Origin of the sequence: Pseudocolwellia agarivorans, from assembly GCF_002000085.1 — a bacterium.
Taxonomy (GTDB): Bacteria; Pseudomonadota; Gammaproteobacteria; order Enterobacterales; family Alteromonadaceae; genus Pseudocolwellia; species Pseudocolwellia agarivorans.
Map to the genome: position 1 here is coordinate 19,604 of NZ_MUZU01000003.1, position 20,499 is coordinate 40,102.

Annotated in this window: 17 protein-coding genes; 2 read left to right on the plus strand and 15 right to left on the minus strand. The window is 35.0% G+C overall.

Annotation, left to right across the window (positions count from 1 at the left end; genetic code table 11):
• Position 1: 1 nt before the first annotated feature.
• Positions 2 to 1,159 carry a cystathionine gamma-synthase gene (gene metB / locus B0X80_RS05780; protein WP_077338894.1) on the minus strand — a complete coding sequence of 386 codons (1,158 nt, stop codon included), beginning with the start codon at positions 1,157 to 1,159 and terminating at the stop codon, positions 2 to 4.
• Positions 1,160 to 1,613: 454 nt separating this feature from the next.
• Here metB and metJ point away from each other — a divergent pair, with 454 nt between their 5' ends.
• The gene (metJ, locus tag B0X80_RS05785; protein WP_077338895.1) at positions 1,614 to 1,943 is read left to right on the plus strand and encodes a met regulon transcriptional regulator MetJ; all 330 of its coding nucleotides are present in this window, start codon (positions 1,614 to 1,616) and stop codon (positions 1,941 to 1,943) included.
• 8 nt (positions 1,944 to 1,951) lie between these two features.
• Here metJ and B0X80_RS05790 read toward each other — a convergent pair whose 3' ends face one another.
• From B0X80_RS05790 to tsaE, 11 genes are all read right to left on the minus strand, one after another.
• Positions 1,952 to 2,365, minus strand: a complete 414-nt coding sequence (locus B0X80_RS05790; protein ID WP_077338897.1) for a hypothetical protein — start codon at positions 2,363 to 2,365, stop codon at positions 1,952 to 1,954.
• A gap of 127 nt (positions 2,366 to 2,492) precedes the next feature.
• Positions 2,493 to 3,734, minus strand: a complete 1,242-nt coding sequence (locus B0X80_RS05795) for a malic enzyme-like NAD(P)-binding protein (protein ID WP_077338899.1) — start codon at positions 3,732 to 3,734, stop codon at positions 2,493 to 2,495.
• A gap of 369 nt (positions 3,735 to 4,103) precedes the next feature.
• Entirely contained in the window at positions 4,104 to 5,402 is a 1,299-nt protein-coding gene (locus B0X80_RS05800; protein ID WP_077338901.1) for an adenylosuccinate synthase, read from the minus strand.
• Positions 5,403 to 5,860: 458 nt separating this feature from the next.
• Entirely contained in the window at positions 5,861 to 6,745 is an 885-nt protein-coding gene (hflC, locus tag B0X80_RS05805; RefSeq protein WP_077338902.1) for a protease modulator HflC, read from the minus strand.
• 3 nt (positions 6,746 to 6,748) lie between these two features.
• Positions 6,749 to 7,894: an FtsH protease activity modulator HflK gene (gene hflK / locus B0X80_RS05810; protein WP_077338904.1), complete on the minus strand. Its 1,146-nt coding sequence runs from the start codon at positions 7,892 to 7,894 to the stop codon at positions 6,749 to 6,751.
• Between the two features lie 43 nt (positions 7,895 to 7,937).
• A complete protein-coding gene (gene hflX / locus B0X80_RS05815; RefSeq protein ID WP_077338905.1) occupies positions 7,938 to 9,224 on the minus strand; it encodes a ribosome rescue GTPase HflX in 1,287 nt (428 codons plus the stop codon).
• A gap of 176 nt (positions 9,225 to 9,400) precedes the next feature.
• Entirely contained in the window at positions 9,401 to 9,652 is a 252-nt protein-coding gene (gene hfq, locus B0X80_RS05820; protein ID WP_077338906.1) for an RNA chaperone Hfq, read from the minus strand.
• A 93-nt stretch (positions 9,653 to 9,745) separates the two neighbouring features.
• Positions 9,746 to 10,690, minus strand: a complete 945-nt coding sequence (miaA, locus tag B0X80_RS05825; protein ID WP_077338908.1) for a tRNA (adenosine(37)-N6)-dimethylallyltransferase MiaA — start codon at positions 10,688 to 10,690, stop codon at positions 9,746 to 9,748.
• A gap of 15 nt (positions 10,691 to 10,705) precedes the next feature.
• Positions 10,706 to 12,598 (minus strand): DNA mismatch repair endonuclease MutL, encoded by a 1,893-nt coding sequence (mutL, locus tag B0X80_RS05830; protein ID WP_077338909.1) that lies wholly within the window; start codon positions 12,596 to 12,598, stop codon positions 10,706 to 10,708.
• Between the two features lie 5 nt (positions 12,599 to 12,603).
• Positions 12,604 to 13,926 (minus strand): N-acetylmuramoyl-L-alanine amidase, encoded by a 1,323-nt coding sequence (locus tag B0X80_RS05835; protein WP_077338911.1) that lies wholly within the window; start codon positions 13,924 to 13,926, stop codon positions 12,604 to 12,606.
• Positions 13,927 to 13,953: 27 nt separating this feature from the next.
• Positions 13,954 to 14,445 carry a tRNA (adenosine(37)-N6)-threonylcarbamoyltransferase complex ATPase subunit type 1 TsaE gene (tsaE, locus tag B0X80_RS05840; RefSeq protein ID WP_077338913.1) on the minus strand — a complete coding sequence of 164 codons (492 nt, stop codon included), beginning with the start codon at positions 14,443 to 14,445 and terminating at the stop codon, positions 13,954 to 13,956.
• A gap of 224 nt (positions 14,446 to 14,669) precedes the next feature.
• Between tsaE and queG the strand changes: the two genes are divergently transcribed.
• Entirely contained in the window at positions 14,670 to 15,815 is a 1,146-nt protein-coding gene (gene queG / locus B0X80_RS05845) for a tRNA epoxyqueuosine(34) reductase QueG (RefSeq protein ID WP_077338914.1), read from the plus strand.
• Here queG and B0X80_RS05850 read toward each other — a convergent pair.
• The 3 genes from B0X80_RS05850 to orn form a co-directional block, all read right to left on the minus strand.
• On the minus strand, positions 15,802 to 16,005 hold the full coding sequence (locus tag B0X80_RS05850; protein WP_245825403.1) for a DUF1289 domain-containing protein: 204 nt from the start codon (positions 16,003 to 16,005) through the stop codon (positions 15,802 to 15,804). The two genes, queG and B0X80_RS05850, sit on opposite strands and share 14 nt — an antisense overlap.
• 33 nt (positions 16,006 to 16,038) lie before the next feature.
• On the minus strand, positions 16,039 to 19,638 hold the full coding sequence (locus B0X80_RS05855) for a hypothetical protein (protein ID WP_077338916.1): 3,600 nt from the start codon (positions 19,636 to 19,638) through the stop codon (positions 16,039 to 16,041).
• Between the two features lie 185 nt (positions 19,639 to 19,823).
• Positions 19,824 to 20,369, minus strand: a complete 546-nt coding sequence (orn, locus tag B0X80_RS05860; protein ID WP_077338917.1) for an oligoribonuclease — start codon at positions 20,367 to 20,369, stop codon at positions 19,824 to 19,826.
• Positions 20,370 to 20,499: the final 130 nt, after the last annotated feature.

Consider the following 20,499-nt stretch of genomic DNA (forward strand, 5'->3'; position numbering starts at 1 on the left):
CTTATTTTTGTGAAGCTAAAAGGCCTTGCGATAAATCAGCGATTAAGTCGTCTACGTCTTCTATTCCAACAGATATACGTACCAACGACTGAGTTATACCCGCTTCTAATTGAGCTGATATTTCCATTCCTGCATGTGTCATGGTTGAAGGGTGACTAATTAAACTTTCTACACCTCCTAAAGATTGGGCTAGCGTAAACATATGAAGGTTTTTAAAGAGTTTTTTTACTGACCCAACACCGCCTTTAACTTCAAAGCTCATCATTGCACCAAAACTAGCTTGCTGTTTTTTAGCAATATCATGGCCAGGATGATCAGGTAAACCAGGATAATAAACAGCATCAACAGCATCGTGTTCATTTAAAAATACAGCCACTTTATCAGCATTAATTTGGTGCTGCTTCATTCTTACAGGTAATGTTTTTAAGCCTCTTAATGCTAAATAACTGTCGAACGGAGATCCTGTTATACCTATACAATTTGCCCACCAAGCTAATTCATCGCCTAAAGCTTCATCTTTTGTTATTAACACGCCACCCACCACATCACTATGACCATTAATGTATTTGGTGGTTGAATGAAACACAATATCAGCACCTAAAAGCAAAGGTTTTTGTAAAAGAGGTGACATAAAAGTATTGTCAACGGCAACAAGTGCGCCTACCGCGTGTGCTGCTTTAGTGACTTTCTCGATATCAACAATACGTAACAATGGATTACTCGGTGATTCAATAAGTACTAATTTAGGTTTTTGTTTAAGGGCTTCAGCTAAAGCATTTTCATCGTTTTGATCAACAATAATTAACTTGAAATTGCCTTTCTTAGCGAGATGCGTGAATAATCGGTAACTACCACCATAACAATCATGTGGCACGACAAGCACATCATCTGTACATAATAATTGACAAATAAGGTGTACAGCCGCCATACCTGTGCTTGTTACAACACCTTTAGCACCTTCCTCTAACTCAACAACCGCTTCTGCAAATGTAGAGCGCGTTGGATTACCAGTGCGTGAATAATCATAATCACGTTTTTCATTAAAGCCTTTTAAAGCATATGTACTTGCTAAATGTATTGCAGGCACTACACCGACGTGTTGCTTGTCACTACTAATACCAGCTCTTGCCGCTATTGTTGCCATACTTTTCTTAGTCATTTGAGACTCCAGCTAGGTATAAGATCAATTGAATTAAAGAATCCCTACTTAGGGAGTAATTCAAATTTAAATACAAACTATTGATTTAAAATAGCGTTTATTTTTTTAAAAAATCAATAACTGACTCTATAGCTTTTCACTGGCCTTTAGACCAATAGTAATAAACCGATAAATTCACAACGTTAATGAAACTCTATTTAAGTCATTTTACTTGTTATAAGTCGGTTACTAAAGCGCTAAGCTAGCTAATTCAATATTTCAATGATCATAATTTCAAATAGATGTTTAGATGTCTAAAACTCTAAACGGTTTACTAAACTTGGTCAAGAAATTTTAGACATCTAAACTTCTACACATTCGTTATTGACTCGGCGGCCACAAACAGTAAAATTAGTGAATTAGTGTCTGTTGATATTATTCAAGCAGATGTACCATATTAAAGGGTGAGTAATTTATGGCAGAGTGGAATGACGAATATATTAATCCATACGCCGAACACGGAAAAAAAAGTGAACAAGTCAAAAAGATCACCGTTTCAATTCCTTTACGTGTTCTTAAGGTGTTAACTGACGAAAGAACTCGTCGACAAGTTAATAATCTTCGCCATGCTACTAATAGCGAATTATTATGCGAAGCATTTTTGCATGCTTTTACCGGACAGCCTTTACCTGATGATAATGATTTAGCTAAAGACAATACTGAAAAACTACCTGCTAGCGTTCGTAAAATATTAGAGGCTAAAGGTATTACAGACTTTAGCGCTTATGAAACTGAAGACGATTAGTTCATAAATTATAAAGGCAAGGTTAACAGCCCTTGTTTTTCAGCAATCTCATTAATCACTTTTTTTACTTTCATTGTAATGTAGCCTGATAATATTTTAGGCTCTTTATCTAACAACTTTATTTCTGATTCAGTGATGGCAACAAAACAGCTTATATCTTTATTGTTAATATAAAGCATAACATCATCTGCAACTTCAATTTTATTGCCTAAAGTATTAAGAGATACTAGTTGTAAATACTCATCATGTTTTTCTATATAAAGCTTAATGGTTAAAACGTTATTTTCATCCTCGTACCAACCTGCTGCGAGTGTTTGAAAGTTAACATGAGCTTCTTGTTTATTAATAATACCTTTTAATTTTACATATTCAGCTAATAGCGTTTCGCTAGCCATAATGCTTATTGGTAAATTGTCTTCCATCTATTTTCACTTTATATACAAAAACATTTTAATGATTATATGCTATTTTGCATACGACAATAAAAAAGGGCTTTCGCCCTCCTTTAATATGATAATTTTTTAACTTATCAAAATTAATACTGAAGAACTATAACATGTAGTTTTCAGGTAACTCTAAAGCCGCCACACCCGAATCTACCGCAGCTTGTGCAACAGCACGTGCTACATTTCCACATAAACGTGGGTCCATCGGTTTAGGAATAATATACTCTTTACCAAAGACTAAACTATTTACTCCACTTGCGTCTAATACGGCTTGTGACACTTCTTCTTTTGCTAACGATCTGATTGCATGAACTGCTGCTATTTTCATTTCATCATTAATTGTTCTTGCGCGAACATCTAAAGCTCCACGGAAGATGAAAGGGAAACACAAAACGTTATTAACTTGATTTGGATAATCAGAACGACCCGTAGCAATAATAAGGTCATCTCTTGTGGCATGTGCTAGCTCAGGCTTTATCTCAGGATCTGGGTTTGAACACGCAAAAATAACAGGCTTTGGCGCCATTAATTTAACATGCTCAGCCGACAATAAATTAGGCCCAGAAACACCAACAAAAACATCAGCGCCTTCTATAGCATCTTCAAGCGTTCTTTTATCAGTATTATTAGCGAAAAGTTTTTTATATTCATTTAAGTCATCACGGCGTGTATGCACAACACCTTTAGTGTCTAACATATAAATTTTTTCACGCTGAGCACCACACTTAATCAACAATTCCATACATGCAATAGCCGCAGCACCAGCTCCCATACAAACTATATTTGCAGACTTTATATCTTTGCCTTGAATTTCAAGCGCATTAATCATACCTGCAGCTGTAACGATTGCCGTGCCGTGCTGATCATCATGAAAGACTGGAATTTTGCAGCGCTCAATGAGAGCTTTTTCAATCACAAAACATTCTGGTGCTTTAATATCTTCTAAGTTAATCCCTCCGAAACTATCAGCAATATTGGCAACTGTGTTAATAAAGTCATCAACAGTATTATGTTTAATTTCGATATCAAAGGAATTAATATTAGCAAAGCGTTTAAATAATAAAGCTTTACCTTCCATTACTGGCTTTGAAGCCATCGGACCTAAATTACCTAAACCTAAAATGGCAGTACCATTAGTAATAACCGCGACAGTATTACCTTTACCGGTGTATTTATAAATATCATCTGGATTATTCGCAATGGCTCTCACGGGCTCTGCCACACCGGGACTATAGGCTAAAGACAAGTCTAAACTTGTTTCAGCGGGTGTTGTTAATTCAACACTAATTTTACCCGGAGTTGGAAATTGATGATAATCGAGAGCTTGTTGGCGGAAATCTGTCATGGTTGCATCCTAATACATAAAAGGTAAGGTGTAATACTTCACATTAAAGAACAAATTATACGAATTATGACTAATTCTTAATAACGCAACAAAATAACACGAAACTCTTGCCTTTGCTTTGTATTTTAAATAGTTTTTGACTATATAAAATACTTAGACGCTCTATAAAAAACTAAAGTATGAACAAATAAACAGAATTATTAAGTAATTAAGCATGTAAAGATACAGGCTTACAAACATTATACTAAAATTTTTTATAATGATAGCCGGAGAGTAGCTTGATGAATAATGATTTAGTTAGAAGGGAAATATTAGCAGGTAATAAAAAAGCCACTTAAAAAGTGGCTTTAATCAAAAAAAACTAATTAGTTACTCGTCAAACGGATTAACTAAAATAATAGTTTCATTACGATCAGGACCAGTTGAAATAATATCAACAGGAACACCCGTCACTTCTTCAATACGCTTGATATAAGCAATAGCGTTAGCCGGAAGATTCTCACGTTGAGTTACACCTGCTGTTTTTTCACTCCAACCTGGAAGTGTTTCATATACAGGAGTAATTTCTTCGTAGCCTTCTGCAGCTGTAGGAGAAACAGTAATAATTTCGCCGTTTGGTTTTTTATAACCTGTACAGATTTTTAATTCTTTTAAGCCATCTAAAACATCAAGCTTTGTTAAACAAAAACCTGTAATGCTGTTAATTTGTACTGCACGATGCATAGCAACGGCATCAAACCAACCACAGCGACGCTCACGTCCAGTAGTCGCACCAAATTCGTGCCCTACAGTACCTAAGTGTTCACCAATCTCATCATCTAATTCTGTAGGAAATGGACCTGAACCAACACGCGTTGTGTAAGCTTTAGTAATACCTAAAATATAATCAAGATTACGAGGACCAAAACCACAACCAGTAGAAACACCACCCGCTGTTGTATTTGATGATGTTACATAAGGATATGTACCGTGATCAATATCTAAAAGAGTGCCTTGAGCACCTTCAAACATAATAGACTCACCCGCTTTGCGAGACTGGTCTAATAGCTCAGGTACATCTGCAATCATATTGATAATCACATCACGAACAGCAAGAGCATCAGCCAGTACTTCTTCGTAACTTACAGCGTCAACTTTATAATATTGTGTTAATGCAAAATTATGGTATTCCATAATTTCTTTAAGCTTTTCAGCAAATGTTTCGGTATTAATTAGATCACCAACACGCAAACCTCTACGAGCAACTTTATCTTCATATGCTGGCCCAATACCACGACCTGTAGTACCGATAGGTTTATTACCACGAGCAATTTCACGCGCTGCATCTAATGCATTGTGATAAGGAAGAATTAAAGGACAAGCGTCACTAATTAATAAACGCTCTCTTACCGGTACACCACGTTCTTCTAACATGCCAATTTCGGTCATTAATGCTTTCGGACATAAAACAACACCATTACCAATTAAGCATTTTACGTTTTCACGTAATACACCAGAAGGAATTAAATGTAATACGGTTTTTTGACCGTCAATTACCAAAGTATGACCTGCATTGTGCCCACCTTGATAACGAACTACGTATTTAGCTTTATCTGTAAGTAAGTCAACTACCTTACCTTTACCTTCGTCACCCCATTGAGTGCCTAGAACTACAACGTTTTTACCCATGTTAGAAAATTTTTAATAGAAAAAATTAGGCGAGGATTCTATCAAATATGAAATGACAGTCCAAGTACTAAATACGGCTTTTCATTGAGATTATAAAATACACAAATCAATATTTATCGACGCGATCAATTATAGCTTTTAAATTTAGTAAGTTAGGTATAAAGCCGTAATGCATTAGTGGTTTTATTTATTTAACTAATTAAAGATAAAAACGGTAATTAAAAGCATATTCGCTTGAGTATTAAATGAGTGCTCTTATATATACGCTATTAGCCAACTCGACTACTCAGGTTTAGTTTTGAGGGTTAAATTTTTTTAAGCGGTTTTAAGTTACTGCTGAAACACTATATGAATAGTGATTATTGTATATATTTATTATCAGTAATTTAAAATAGGTAGAAATGATAAGGCCATGAATAAATCATGGCCTTAAAAAATATTAACTAAAAGTTAGCGCTTTATTTAGCTGCAGCAGGATTTTTTAAGTAATGAAAGAAATCGCTATCTGGTTTTATAACCATGATGTCATTCTTACTATTAAAACTGTTTTCATATGCTTCTAAACTTCTAAAAAATTTATAAAAGTCTGCATCTTTAGTATATGCATCAGAATATACTTTAGCAGCTAAAGCATCACCACTACCTCTAATTTCAAACGAGTTCTTTTGAGCTTCAGCCAACATTACTGTTACTTTAGCGTCAATCGTTGCACGAATAATTTCAGATTGTTCTTGGCCTTGTGAGCGATGCTCTTTAGCCACAGCTGTTCGTTCAGCACGCATACGGTCATAAATTGAAGCACTTACTTCGGCAGGTAAATTTATAGCCTTAATTCGTACATCAATCACTTCTATACCCAGATCTTCTCTACTACTTTTGGCGCTAACAAGTGCTTTTTCCATAATAGAATCACGGTCACCTGAAACAATTTCTTTAATCGTTCGAGAACCAAATTCGGTTCTTAAGCCATTATTTACTTTTTGTTTTAATAATGCTCTCGCGTTATCAATAGAACCTGTTGTACGTAGGTAGTAAGTTGAAAAATCAACAATTCGCCACTTAACAAATGAATCTACAATGACATCTTTCTTTTCAGAAGTAACAAAGCGATCTGCGCCTTCATCAAGTGTTTGTATACGAGCATCAATTTTCTTAACCGTGTTGATGAATGGATACTTTAAGTGAAGTCCTGGATCATATACAAGCATATCTCCAGTCGCCGAGTCTCGTTTAATTTTTGAAAATTCAAATACGATACCACGTTGTCCTTCAGACACAACAAACACTGAAGAAACAGTCAGCAAAAATAATGCTGCAACAATAGCAATAATAAAGTTTTTCATCGCTTAGTTTCTCCCACTGTTAAATCTATCAGCTCGGTTACTATTAGTAGTAGTTGACGAGCTATTTGATATCGGCTGCTGGATATTAGGTTGTAACGTTACGCTATTAGACTGCGATGATTGGTTTTGGATTATTTTATCCAATGGTAAATACATCATGTTATTACCACCATCTACATCAACCATAACTTTACTCGTATTAGCGTATACTTTTTCCATAGTGGCAAGATACATACGTTCTCTAGTAACCACAGGAGCCGCCTGATATTCAGGAAGTAATTTATTAAACTTAGCTACATCACCTTCTGCATCTAATACAATTTGTTCTTTATAAGCTAATGCTTCTTGTTCCATACGTTTCACGCGACCACGAGCTCTTGGTTCAATACCACGAGCATAAGCTTCGGCTTCACGTAAATAGCGAACTTCATCTTCCTGAGCAGATATTGCATCATCAAATGCATCTTTAACCTCTTCAGGTGGACGAGCATCCTTAAAGTTAACGTCTACAACAATTAAACCAAGGTTATAAGGTTCGATAATTTCTTCTAGTTCTTTCCAAACAGCTTGTCTTACAACTTCACGGCCACTTGTTAAAACATCATCCATTTTGGCATGACCTACAACATATCGTAATGCACTATCTAAGGATTGACTTAAGCTGTCGTCAGCATTTGTAACACTGAAAATATAATTACGTGCATTAACTACACGATATTGTATTTGCATTTCAACACGAACAACATTTTCATCTTGCGTAAGCATAAAACCTGAAGCGGGTAGGTTTCTGGTTGTTTGAATATCAACAGGTATGACTTTATCGATGAATGTCCATTTCCAACGAAGACCAGGCTCTACATTTCCAGTGTATTGACCAAATCGTAAAACAATCCCCTGCTCTGCTTCTTTAATGGTGTAAAAACCACTAAAAACATAAACAAGAACGGCAACAATAAGGGCAATACTGATGCCTATACTGGAAAAGTTTTTACTCGCTTTTCCACCATTTGATGAATTACCACCAAATATTCCGCCAAATTTATTACCTAAATCTTTAAACAAGTCATCTAAATCAGGTGGACCTTGATTTTTTCCACCTTTATTTTTCCAGGGGTCTTTATCATTATTCCCCGGTTCATTCCAAGCCATGGTGTTCTCCAATAAATACAATTGTTGCTAATATATCAGTCTGTTAATCTATGATAAAGCGTTCTATTACCGCGTTATCTTGTTTTAATAATTTATTCCACTCACGACTAGGTAGTTTTATATCCAATAAACAATTACCTAATTCGTCGTATGATTCATCCGTAATACAATTTAATGCGTACAAGGTACCACGTAGTTTTCCTTCATGAGGAGGTATTGTGAGTTTTTGTGTAACAATTTCTTTACCTAAACGCTCAGCAAGCGCTTGAAAAAGCAATTCAATACCAATTCCAGCGTGGGCTGATAACCACACACGTATAGGCAAGCCGGTTTCATCCCTGTCAATTCGGGGTTCAATATCATCCAATTTATCAATTTTATTACAAACTAGTAATTGAGGAACATCTCCAGCTTCAATCTCATCCAATACATGTTGTACTTGATCAATATTTTCAGAACGTCTTTCATCAGCAATATCAATAACATGCAATAGCAATTCCGCTTCACGTGTTTCCGTTAGAGTTGCTTTAAATGCATCTACAAGATCATGAGGTAAGTGCCTTATAAATCCAACAGTGTCAGCCAAAATAACACGGCCTACATCTTCAACATCTATTTTTCTTAAAGTAGGATCCAATGTCGCAAAAAGCTGATCTGCGGCATAAACATCTGCATTTGTAATATGATTAAATAAGGTCGACTTACCGGCGTTAGTATATCCAACGAGTGAAATGGTTGGAATTTCAGCACGAGTTCTTGCTCTTCGACCTTGTTGTCTTTGACGTTCTACTTTTTCAAGTCGCTTACGAATACTGGTCATTCGTTCACGCAGTAATCGTCTATCGGTTTCCAGCTGAGTTTCACCAGGCCCCCTTAAACCAACACCACCCTTTTGCCTTTCTAAATGAGTCCAACCTCTGATAAGTCGAGTACTCATATGACGAAGCTGAGCTAGTTCAACTTGTAACTTACCTTCATGTGTACGAGCTCGTTGAGCAAATATGTCAAGAATAAGCGTTGTTCTATCAATCACTCGGCATTCACATAAGGCTTCGACGTTTTTTTCTTGTGAAGGTGATAACGTGTGGTTAAATAAAATAACATTAGCTTCGAATAAACGAACAGCTTCCGCTATTTCCTCTACTTTACCACTGCCAACAAAATACTTTGTATGAGGTTTATCACGCTTTCCGCTAATTACAGTAAGCGCAGAAACGCCCGCAGAACTTACAAGCATTTCAAATTCTTGTAAGTCTTCGCGTGCATTTTCGTCTGGAAAATCTACATGAACAAGTATTGCCTGTTCGCCTGCTTGGTAACGATCAAACAATGAAACAATACCTATTTATTAAATTAAAGTGATAAGAAAAAAACTCAGTAATTACTATCATTTAGTACCATATAACTGAGTTTTTTGAATGAAACATTTAAGTAAATTAATATATTCAGTCCAACAGCGAGTCTTCATATTTAGAATATTTATAACTACTTGTACCATCAATATCATTAATCTTGTGAATCCGCAGATTCATTAGATGCTGCTGGTGTAGTAACCACTGCACGAGAAGGTACTACAGTAGAAATTGCATGTTTGTAAACCATTTGACTTACGGTGTTTTTAAGCAATATTACAAATTGATCAAAAGATTCAACTTGTCCTTGTAATTTAATGCCATTTACTAAGTATATTGCTACTGGAATGCGATCACGACGTAAAGCATTCAAAAACGGGTCTTGTAACGATTGCCCCTTTGCCATTGTTTGGCCCTCTTGTTATTTTTAATAGGTTATGGTTATTTAGTAATAACTATAGCTGTGTATTCAGCCAAGCTATTAATTATACATCAATATTTAAACTTTATTTACGATTGAGATAATTTGTTGCAAATTATTTTCATTTTCCATCGTAAGATTGGTTGCTCCTTGCCAGCTACGTAACCAAGTTAATTGTCGTTTAGCCAATTGCCTTGTTGCGCATATGCCTCTATATATCATTTCTTTGTGATCATAATCTCCATCTAAATATTGCCACATTTGTCGATAACCTACACATCTCATTGATGGTAGATCAATATGTAAATCGTGCCGTTCTTTTAATTTAACGACCTCTTGCTCAAAACCTTGAGCAATCATTTGGTTAAATCGTAATTCAATTCTGTCATGCAGAATACTTCGGTTTTTAGGTGTTAAGGCAAACTGTAATACATTACCTTGTAAACGCTCACCTTTAACCTCTGTCAATTCAGTTAGCGACTTCCCTGTTAATCGATAAACCTCTAAAGCTCTTGATAACCTTTGAGGGTCATTTTTATGAATTCTAGCTGCCGATATGGGATCTATTGTTTCTAACTCTTTATGCAGAACTTCCCAACCTTTATCTGCAACTTCAGCTTCTATTTCTTCTCTTACTTTGGCATTTGCAGCCGGTAACGGTGATATACCTTCAATCAGACTTTTAAAATACATCATAGTTCCACCAACCAGCACAGGAATACGATGATTAATATGTGAATGACGAATAGCCTTCAATGCATCACTACAAAAATCTGAGGCTGAATAACTATCTGCCGCATCTATCATATCAATTAATTGGTGTGGATATTGTTGCAACTCTTCGAATGTGGGTTTTGCTGTACCTATGTCCATATCCTTATAAACTAAAGCAGAGTCAACACTAATAATATCAACAGGTAAATGATCTTGCAGCCCCATAGCTAATGCTGTTTTACCAGAAGCTGTTGGCCCCATGATACAAATAATGGGTAAAGATTTATTTATATCAGCGGTAGTTGGCATAATTAAAACGCTAGGTTACATTAATTGATTTAATTCAGATGTAAGGTCTACTGGTGTAGAATTCAAGAGTAAAAGTTTTTCTTTTACATCGGATTGTAAATTTTGTATTTGACTGAATAAGATATTAGCGGAATCAATCGTATAAGTATCTTGTAATAACAAGGAAATAAGCGCTAAAAGCCAATCTTTATCTTCTATTGGTTTTTGTTCATTTTTATTAAAAAGTGTCGTTAATAAATGTAAAAAACTACTACTAACATCTTTATTACGTAAAAAGGCTGGAAATTCCCTTATTTGTACAGCGCTTTTACTTACCACATTAAAAGTAATACCTAATCGCTCAAAACTGTGTTTATTTTGTTCTAAAAATTCAAGCTGGGACTTTTCACTATGAATTTTAACGGGCAGTAATAAAGGCTGACTAACAAACCCTGCTTCCCACTTTTCCGTTAGTTGATTAATTAAGATACTCATTTCAAATTTTGTTAGCGAGAGTAAGCGTAATTCTTGATGAAATAATATTAATGCGCAATTAGGTTGCACAAGATGAAGAACTAAATAGTCAGCTTCTACTTGATTAACATAGTCTGTATCTGCATGTAAGTTATCACTAATTCTTGATGCTTGCTGCTCTAAGGTGTCAGTTGCATTGCTCATTAACTCATAGTAAGCGTCTGTTCCTTTAGCCGAAGGTCGTACACTATTATAGTGAGAACCAGAAGAACTATATTGAGAAGCACTGGCTTCATTAACATACGACAAAGGCTTTATATAACTTTGGTTTACCGTAGGTTGTTGGTACGATGCTTCATATTGTATGCTTTTGCTTTCTGTACACTCTGATGGAACTGTTGCCTTAGTTTCTTCTTGGGCAATATGCTGAAAATCTATTAATGAACTTTGAACTATTCCTTCATCATTAAACGCTCTTTGGCAAACAGAAAATATAAAGTCGTGAATATATCGCCCTTGATGAAACCGCACTTCATGTTTAGCCGGATGTACATTTACATCTACATCCCGATGATTTAATGTTAAAAAAAGTACAAAGGCAGGATAAGTGTCAGGCGGCAATAAATCACTATATGCCTGCCTAATTGCATGGTTAATGAGTTTATCGCGCATCATACGACCATTAACGTAGCTGTAGCATAAATCGTTTTGATTACGCGCAAAACTTGGTTTAGCTAGCCAACCACTAAAATGTAAATCGTCGTGAACACATTCAACTTCTATGGCATGGTCTATAAACTTTTGTCCACAAATTTGCGCGACACGCTTAGTATATTGAGCTTTAGTTGTTGCAGCTCTGTATTGACGTATAATTTTATCGTTATGTATTAAAACAAAGGTTACATCTAAACAAGCAAGAGCAATTCTTTTAATCACTTCTTCAATATGAGTAAATTCAGTTTTATCTGTTCGTAAAAATTTTCGTCTGGCTGGTGTATTAAAAAATAAATCTTGTACGTCTATAGTCGTACCATTGGGGTGTGCGGCAGGTTTAATATCAACAACCATATCTCGACCTTCAGCCGATGCTTGCCAAGCTGATTCCTGATCTGCAGGTTTAGACGTTAATGTGAGGCGTGAAACTGAGCTAATAGAAGCTAAAGCTTCCCCTCTAAATCCTAGGCTGCTTATACTTTCAAGATCATTTAATGTTTTAATTTTGCTGGTTGCATGTCGACTAAGCGCTAAAGAAAGCTCACCTTTAGCTATACCTTTTCCGTTATCAGTGATTTTTATGCGTTTAGAACCGCCCTTCTCAACCTGAATTTTAATTGTGGTTGCGCCAGCATCTAAGCTATTTTCAACTAATTCTTTAATTACCGAGGCTGGTCGTTCAACCACTTCACCTGCCGCAATTTGGTTTGCTAATTGGGCGGGTAATATTTCTATAGACATTATTTTTATTCAGCTCGAGGTATAATTAGCGTTTGACCAATTTTAATTACATTGGATTTGATATTATTTTTTTGTTTTAAATGATTCAATGACACATTATAGCGTTTAGCGATGACACTTAATGACTCACCTGAACGCACTCTATGTTTTTTTAATTGAGTGCCTGCATACAGAGTTCCGTCAGGCGGATTTTCACTAAAAAAGTTATCAACCGCGGTATAAATAGCTTTTGCTAACTTTTGCTGATGAGCCGAACTTGTTAAATTACGCTCTTCTTGAGGATTCGAAATAAACCCTGTTTCAATTAATACAGAGGGAATATCAGAAGACTTCAATACCGCTAAACTTAAGCCTTCTGGCCGGCTTTTATGCATTTTGGTGACTCTTTTAAGTTGTCGTATAACATGCTCTGCAAATGCATAACTGCTCGCCATAGTGTATTCTTTTTTCATATCAGCTAGGGTTATCGCCAAGTTTTTATCTTTTGTTTTTTTGATAGTTTCACCCGCTCCACCAAGGAGTTCTGATTCTTTTTGGCGATTAGCGATCCAACGAGTAAACTCGGAATTAGCTCGTCTTGTTGATTGAACAAGAACTGAAGCTCCACTCGGTTTTGATGAAGTAAAAGCATCCGCATGAATAGAAATAAGAAGGTCAGCCTTACTCTTTCTCGCTAATTCAGTTTTTCTGTCATGATTAACGTAGTAATCACCTTTTCTGATCATTACGGCTTTTAGACCAGGTTGACGATCAATTAATGCTTCTAATTTTTTGGCTATGCTTAAAGTGACTCGTTTTTCGTAGGTACCACGAGCCCCAATAGAACCTGGATCTTCACCACCATGCCCTGCAACAATAGCAATAACAATATCCCTTTTAGTTGGTATGTTAACACTTGCTGTTGCAGTATCTGATTCATTCTTATCATATATATCTATCACCAATCTATCGCCATAAGTACCTGCTGGGGCAAGTGGAAAAATAGATAATTGGTAATTTTGAGCTAACTCTAACACAAGCCTAGTCGTTCCTTTTTTAGTGGATTGACTGGTACGAAGTTTTTTAATTCGATTGTCGCCGTTTAAAACATCATTCAATGCTACAGATAAATGACTATTGGCGAAGTCGATCACTAATCGATCGGGTTTAGATAAGCTAAAATAGGAAAACTCTGGCTTGTTAGATAAATCAAAAACAACGCGAGTACTATCTGGAGCTGGCCAAATACGAACTCCCTTAATGTTATTCGCTGCATAAACTTGTGTCGGCAATAGACAAAACAAAGTAATGAGTAAAATAAGTTGTCTTTTGGTTACAGCAAAGAGCATGAAGGTCCTATAGTAAATGTGTTTTTATTAATTATATTGAGTTAGTTTTTCTAAAAGTAACTGAGATAATGCTGTTTTAGCATCAAAACGTATAGTTCTTTCGGCATTTTTATATTCAATATTAATGATTAAGTCTGCTTCAGGTAAAAAACCCTCACCTTTATCAGGCCATTCAATAAAGCTGCAGTTGTTTTTTCCAAAATAATCCCTAATGCCCATATACTCGAGCTCTTCAGGATCAGCTAACCGATATAAATCAAAATGATAAATATTCCAAAGGCCTAATTCATATGGTTCAACTAAAGTATAAGTAGGACTTTTTACATTCCCTTTATGTCCCATACCTTGTACAAAGCCTCGTGTTAACGTGGTTTTTCCAGCACCTAAATCACCATGTAAATATACAATAAGCCCTTGTTTGAGATCATCTTTAATAATTTTTGCTAATAGACTTCCCATAGCAATAGTTGCTTTAGAGTTTACTAAGTCGTAGGTTAATTCATCAGTTTTATTATTCATTACGAATAGTTCATTTTAATATTCTATTTTACTCATCTCGATAGTTTACCTAAATGATCTTTTGCCGCAATAACAGATCCCGTTAAATTGTTATTTATGTGTAACTTTTTGTGCTTCTTTTCACTAATAACAATTACATATATAAATTTTATACCTTAATCGTATTATTTATCCCATTAAAACGATGATAAACTATAAAAAATGCACTCTAGCCCTAATATCTCATGACAATAACTGCTATCAATTACACTGAGTTAACTGAAAAAATTAAAGTCTGGAGTAAAGAATTAGGATTTTCTCAAGTGGGCTTTTCTGATATAGATTTATCAGCATATGAAAGTAAGTTTACTCAATGGATAGAGAATAATTACCATGGCAATATGGACTATATGGCAAGACATGGGTTAATGCGTACAAGACCTGATGAACTAGTAGAAGGTACACTTAGCTGTATCAGTGTTCGAATGGATTATCTACCTGAAAACGCAAAGTTTGCGCAAATTCTAAAGCAACCTGATCATGCTTATATTAGCCGATATGCTCTGGGCAGAGATTACCACAAGCTCATGAGAAAACGGCTCAAGCAATTAGGAAATAAAATTAGCGGATATTGTGAGGACTTTAATTTTAGACCTTTTGTAGATTCAGCCCCCATACTTGAAAGACCTTTAGCTGAAAAAGCTGGATTAGGTTGGACAGGTAAACATAGCTTAATCATTAATAGAGAGGCTGGGTCTTGGTTCTTTTTAGGTGAGCTATTAGTTAATATTCCCCTACCAACAACAAGCTCGCCAGCGAATGAATGTGGTAAGTGTGTTTCATGCATTAAGATTTGCCCTACCGGTGCGATCACAGAACCTTACGTTGTCGATGCACGCCGCTGTATCTCGTATTTAACCATTGAATTAAAAGAGGCGATACCCATTGAGTTCAGAGCCCCAATGGGTAATCGAATATATGGCTGCGATGATTGCCAGCTTATTTGCCCATGGAACAAGTTTGCTAAAACAACACAAGAAGAAGACTTTAATGCCAGAGAAGAACTAGATAATAGTAAACTGTTATCTTTATTTGCATGGGATGAAACGTATTTTCTTCGGAAAACTGAAGGTTCTCCTATAAGAAGAATTGGCTATGAGTGCTGGCAACGAAATATTGCCATTGCTTTAGGTAATGCTCCTTATGACGAAACGATAATCAAGACATTAAACGAGAAAGTAACGATCAGTTCTCCTATGGTTGTTGAACATATTGAGTGGGCATTACAACAACAAATAGAAAAAAAGAATCAAGCTGTTCAGACAACTAACGAGAGATTAACTGGCCGTTTAATTAGAACCATTGAAAAAGGCTTACCTAGAGATGCTTAGCTGGATGTACGTGTGTTATATTTATATTTTTTAACTGCGCTTTTCGCTCTTCGCAACTAGCTAACACTGTTTTTTTACCTTCATCAGTAAGATTTTTCCAACCAACAATTTCTTTAATATGACGAAAGCATCCCACACAAACATCTTCTTTGTCTAAACAACAATTACGTACGCATGGACTTTCTATCACTAATTTTTCCTTTAAAATATTGCATTAAAATCATTATATCGCATCAGTATAAGCTTTAAGTGATTTCAAGTGTGAACGTAAATACTCAATAGTAGCTCTATATTTTTTCATATGAGTTTCACTTGGAGCATCATCCATCATTTCTTTTAACGATAGACATGACGTGTGAATATTTTTGGCAGCCATCACTTCAGAGACTTTTAAAATAATTTGAATCGGCTTGGCTGTTTGGTTAAATTCATGTTTCTCTATAGCTTTTTCGAGAGAGGTTATCGATTTATCTAGATCATCAATATATTCATCTATCATGTATGCCGCTAGTTCTGAAGAACCTTGATTGAAAGCATATTTTTCCATATCTAAAATATCGCTAGGTTGATAGTCAGTTTCTTCAGCAATAAAAGTCTGTGAGTAATTAATATACTCTTTATCTGAATCATCTAATTTATTCGTTTCATCTAAAAAGGCATCAAACGATTGCTCCTCATTAACAGTAGCAACTGCTTTCTCTTTCACTCCAATATGAACTGCTTTTGATTTAAGCCACGGAGTCAGAATAACGATAAGCGCTTTTATATCTAATACCTGCGGCAAGGTTGACACTTTCCAATGCTTAGTTGCCTTTAAAAGGTTACCTGTTGGAGTATCAAATAGAATATCTTTAAACGTGAAAACGCCACGCAGAATATTCTGTCCTGCGGCTAACATAATGAAAGGTGAGCGTTCAAACTCAGACATAAGTATCAAGTATCGTCCTGATTGCCAATGCTTAACCATGGCAATAGGTTGAGAAACAACATGTACTTTTAACCCCAGCCATTGAAGAATTCTGATCAATAATTGGTGCTCTTCTGGTACAGAAACAGCCAATAGCACCTCAACTCTTGTAGATTGATATTGATATTCGCTCAATACTTCAGCTTCAACAAGCATATTATCAGACGAGTCACTTGCTAATAACTCAAGTATTCTCGCTTGAAAGCTACTTTGACATAATGGCATAGATGATTGATTGTATAGCCCTTCTTTATGATAAGCACTATTAACCGGTGACTGCATAACTAACAATTTAGGTTTTTGCTTTTCAGGTAAGTGATTAATATGTTTTTTAATATTTTCATAATCAAGTCGTGAAACATCGTCGCCAATAATAATCAATGCAATAGGCTGACTAGAAAGGATTTCAGCACTATAATTTTTCGTAAAATCATCAATACTATTTATTGAAAATACTGTGCCATCCGCTGCATTGATAGCATGAGTAATCGCTTTTTGTAAAAATGAACAAGCGCTTACTGAAACAATAGACCGCTGTTTTAAACTGCTTGTTTTTAATGTTTGCTCTAATAGGCTATGTTTTTGCTCAACAAGTAACATGCTGAACATAACTTTGAAACCATCATCTTGCAATTCACTCTCTATTTGATTGATATTAAAGCGCTGCATTAAAGTTTTAATATAAAAAATAATATCAGAAATAGAAGCCGACTTTATGTCTTCATTTACTAATCTACTAACCAAATTAGGAAGTTGTTTTAACTTTTTAACTGGGGAAACGGTTAATGTGAACTGAACTGTTTGAGAACCAGTATCACGATCAATCACTTTTAAACCTAATAACATTTTAGCATTAAATAATTCTGCTAGGGTTACTCTAATAACGCCTAATAACATACGATGAAATAAGCGATGATCGACACTTGTATAATTAAGTAGTAGCCTGTCTGTTAGTAAATAAATTTGATTACGTTGAAGATGAGCTTCCGATATTGCATTAAATACAATCGCATGGAGTTCATCTTTAAAGCTGATATCTGTATTGTTTAACTGACGAGGGCTTTGTTGAAGTCTTGTTACAATATTACTTTGACGACACCAGTCAAAAATTCGCGTTAATTGTCGGTAAACAGGCAAAGAGCTTCCATTAACATCAACTGAGCTCCCCTGACTTTGCAACATGGCTCTTAATACCATTTTACTAAATCTATCTGTTGTTGTTGTCAATTCTTCAATGGAATGTGCTTCCACCGTTTTTAATCTATTTTTTAGTGAAACAATGGTATTTTTTAACTGCTCACTTTTTTCATTTCTACTTAATGTTCCAAACCAGCGGGTACCGTCAAAACCTATAAACATTTCCAATACAATATTATTTTTGGTTTTGATCTGACAAGATTGTGTTATTTGAGAATCGCGAACATTTTTAGCGACAATAATTACCTCTGATAATGACTGAGCCGTTATTAACTGACGCCAATGGTTTACCTTATTATTTGGTGAACTTGCTAACCTTAAAATGTCTTCGTTTAAATGAATATATTGACTAAACGGTTGATACTGCCAAATAGCAATACCATGATTTTTATAAATAAAAGAAAATTCATTATGTTGTGTATCAACCAAAGATTGGTATTGATTTTCACTATGTTCTGGTTTCTGAATTTGATGAATTAAACCGACAATACGTAAATGCTCTGCTGCTGTAACGTAATCAGCCTGCTCTTGCTTTTTATCATCGCCAGCTAATAAATTTTCACATAAATTAACAGTATTTTCGCCATACGCTTTAATCCTACTTTTCAGTTTTAGCAGTATCAATAAAATCAGCACTAAACTAACCAAAACGCCAGCTATCAATCCATAGTAATAATGTTTTGCTGACAGTTCGTACGATACTTTTTCTAGCGTGTTAGCGATAAATGGGGGAACGATATACTGAGAAGATGTGAACTTCACACGTTTATTATCTGAAATATAAAGTTCGTTAAGTGTTTGATTAACTTCTTTGATTCGATTAAAAACTTCCTCAGCCAATCTTAGGTGGCTATACCATTTAGCCAAAACTCTTTGGTCTACATTGAGTAAAGTTTGTAGCTCTTCAATTCGATTTCTTATTGCTATATCCATCGGTTCACTTGTTAATACACTTAGCCAAGTACTTACCGCTAAATCTATTTTTTTGGTCACCGTATCAAAACTATCCACCGACTTATTGATGCTCACGGATTCAAAACCTAAAATCGCTTCATCAAATAATATTAGTGATTTATTCAACTGGCTTAATATTTTAGTCACTTCAATATATTTAATAGCATTACCTGCAGGTATATAGCCGTTTTCACCATTTATAGTGACTTTATGATGCAATACAATTTGATCCTGAGTTTTATTCTCTATTTGTTCAATCAGATTATTAATAAGTAATCGCAACTGAACGATCGCGGTATTTTTCAAAACTTCATTTCTAGGCTCATTAATTTTGATTCGATTTACAATATCTTTTATACGACTAACTTCAGCAGCTATAGAGCCTACTTTCCTTCCATTAATTAAAGGTAATCTCGATATATTATCTATATTTTGTTGAATGAGTGCTAAAACAGAAGTTAATTCACTTGCGGTTTCACTATTTTTAAGAGATAAAAAATATTCATTATTTTCAAATACTAATCTCTGATATTCACGAGTATATTCATATTGAGGGAGTTGTTTTGTTATCAGTTCATTGACTTGAATATTACGTTGATAAAAAAGAAAAGATATAATTCCCACGATCAATAAAATAGATGAAAACAGAAAAATTAATGATCCTGAAATTTGACGATGAAAAGGTATATGTGACTTAAAACTCATGAATATATAATTCTCTATTTACACGTACAAATAAAAATACGCATATGAATTCATTTATTGTGAGCCATAGTTTATTTAAATACAGATAAGAATCAATGTTTATTAATATAAGAGATAGGCTGTAATCACATTAAAGTAATAGCACTACAACCTTTATTCAAAAAGTGAAATAAGTAATTAAAACCTTACAACTTAAAAAAATGTTCTTGATAAACTTTAAGTTCTGCAATTGATTCACGAATATCATCCATTGCTAGATGTGTTCCTGTTTTTACTACTTTATCTAACACTTCTGGCTTCCAGCGTCTTGCAAGCTCTTTTACCGTACTTACATCAAGGTTTCTATAATGGAAATAGTCTTCAAAATCAGGCATATATTTATTAATAAAACGGCGATCTTGCCCTATGCTATTCCCACACATAGGTGATTTGCCTTTTGGTACATATTGCTCAACAAATTTAATCGTTTCTGTAGAAGCTGTAGCTATATCCGTCGTACTTTCTTGACAGCGTTTGGTTAATCCTGATTGCCCATGATGTTCAATACACCATGGATTCATATTCTCTAAAGTTTCATTAGATTGATGAATGGCAAATACAGGACCTTCAGCCAATATATTAAGTTGACTGTCAGTAACAATACTCGCGATTTCCAAAATCACATCCGTTTCTGGTTCTAGGCCTGTCATTTCAAGATCAAGCCAAATTAAATTCGTATCATTACGCGCCATAAATGTTTCCTTGTTCCATGCTAATTCACTTATTATTTATTAATGATCAGACAATGGTTAGATGAATTACTATTTTTAAGTATAATACGTGAGAACAAATAATGTTTAAAACCCTTTAAGCGAATAATAA

Excerpts from the sequence above, each read along its gene's own strand:
- hflK (WP_077338904.1), bottom strand. The coding sequence starts at position 7,894 with ATGGCTTGGAATGAACCGGGGAATAATGATAAAGACCCCTGGAAAAAT.
- B0X80_RS05835 (WP_077338911.1), bottom strand. The coding sequence starts at position 13,926 with ATGCTCTTTGCTGTAACCAAAAGACAACTTATTTTACTCATTACTTTG.
- orn (WP_077338917.1), bottom strand. The coding sequence starts at position 20,369 with ATGGCGCGTAATGATACGAATTTAATTTGGCTTGATCTTGAAATGACA.
- miaA (WP_077338908.1), bottom strand. The coding sequence starts at position 10,690 with ATGCCAACTACCGCTGATATAAATAAATCTTTACCCATTATTTGTATC.
- B0X80_RS05855 (WP_077338916.1), bottom strand. The coding sequence starts at position 19,638 with ATGAGTTTTAAGTCACATATACCTTTTCATCGTCAAATTTCAGGATCA.
- hfq (WP_077338906.1), bottom strand. The coding sequence starts at position 9,652 with ATGGCAAAGGGGCAATCGTTACAAGACCCGTTTTTGAATGCTTTACGT.
- queG (WP_077338914.1), top strand. The coding sequence starts at position 14,670 with ATGACAATAACTGCTATCAATTACACTGAGTTAACTGAAAAAATTAAA.
- tsaE (WP_077338913.1), bottom strand. The coding sequence starts at position 14,445 with ATGAATAATAAAACTGATGAATTAACCTACGACTTAGTAAACTCTAAA.
- metJ (WP_077338895.1), top strand. The coding sequence starts at position 1,614 with ATGGCAGAGTGGAATGACGAATATATTAATCCATACGCCGAACACGGA.
- B0X80_RS05790 (WP_077338897.1), bottom strand. The coding sequence starts at position 2,365 with ATGGAAGACAATTTACCAATAAGCATTATGGCTAGCGAAACGCTATTA.
- metB (WP_077338894.1), bottom strand. The coding sequence starts at position 1,159 with ATGACTAAGAAAAGTATGGCAACAATAGCGGCAAGAGCTGGTATTAGT.
- B0X80_RS05795 (WP_077338899.1), bottom strand. The coding sequence starts at position 3,734 with ATGACAGATTTCCGCCAACAAGCTCTCGATTATCATCAATTTCCAACT.
- hflC (WP_077338902.1), bottom strand. The coding sequence starts at position 6,745 with ATGAAAAACTTTATTATTGCTATTGTTGCAGCATTATTTTTGCTGACT.
- B0X80_RS05800 (WP_077338901.1), bottom strand. The coding sequence starts at position 5,402 with ATGGGTAAAAACGTTGTAGTTCTAGGCACTCAATGGGGTGACGAAGGT.
- mutL (WP_077338909.1), bottom strand. The coding sequence starts at position 12,598 with ATGTCTATAGAAATATTACCCGCCCAATTAGCAAACCAAATTGCGGCA.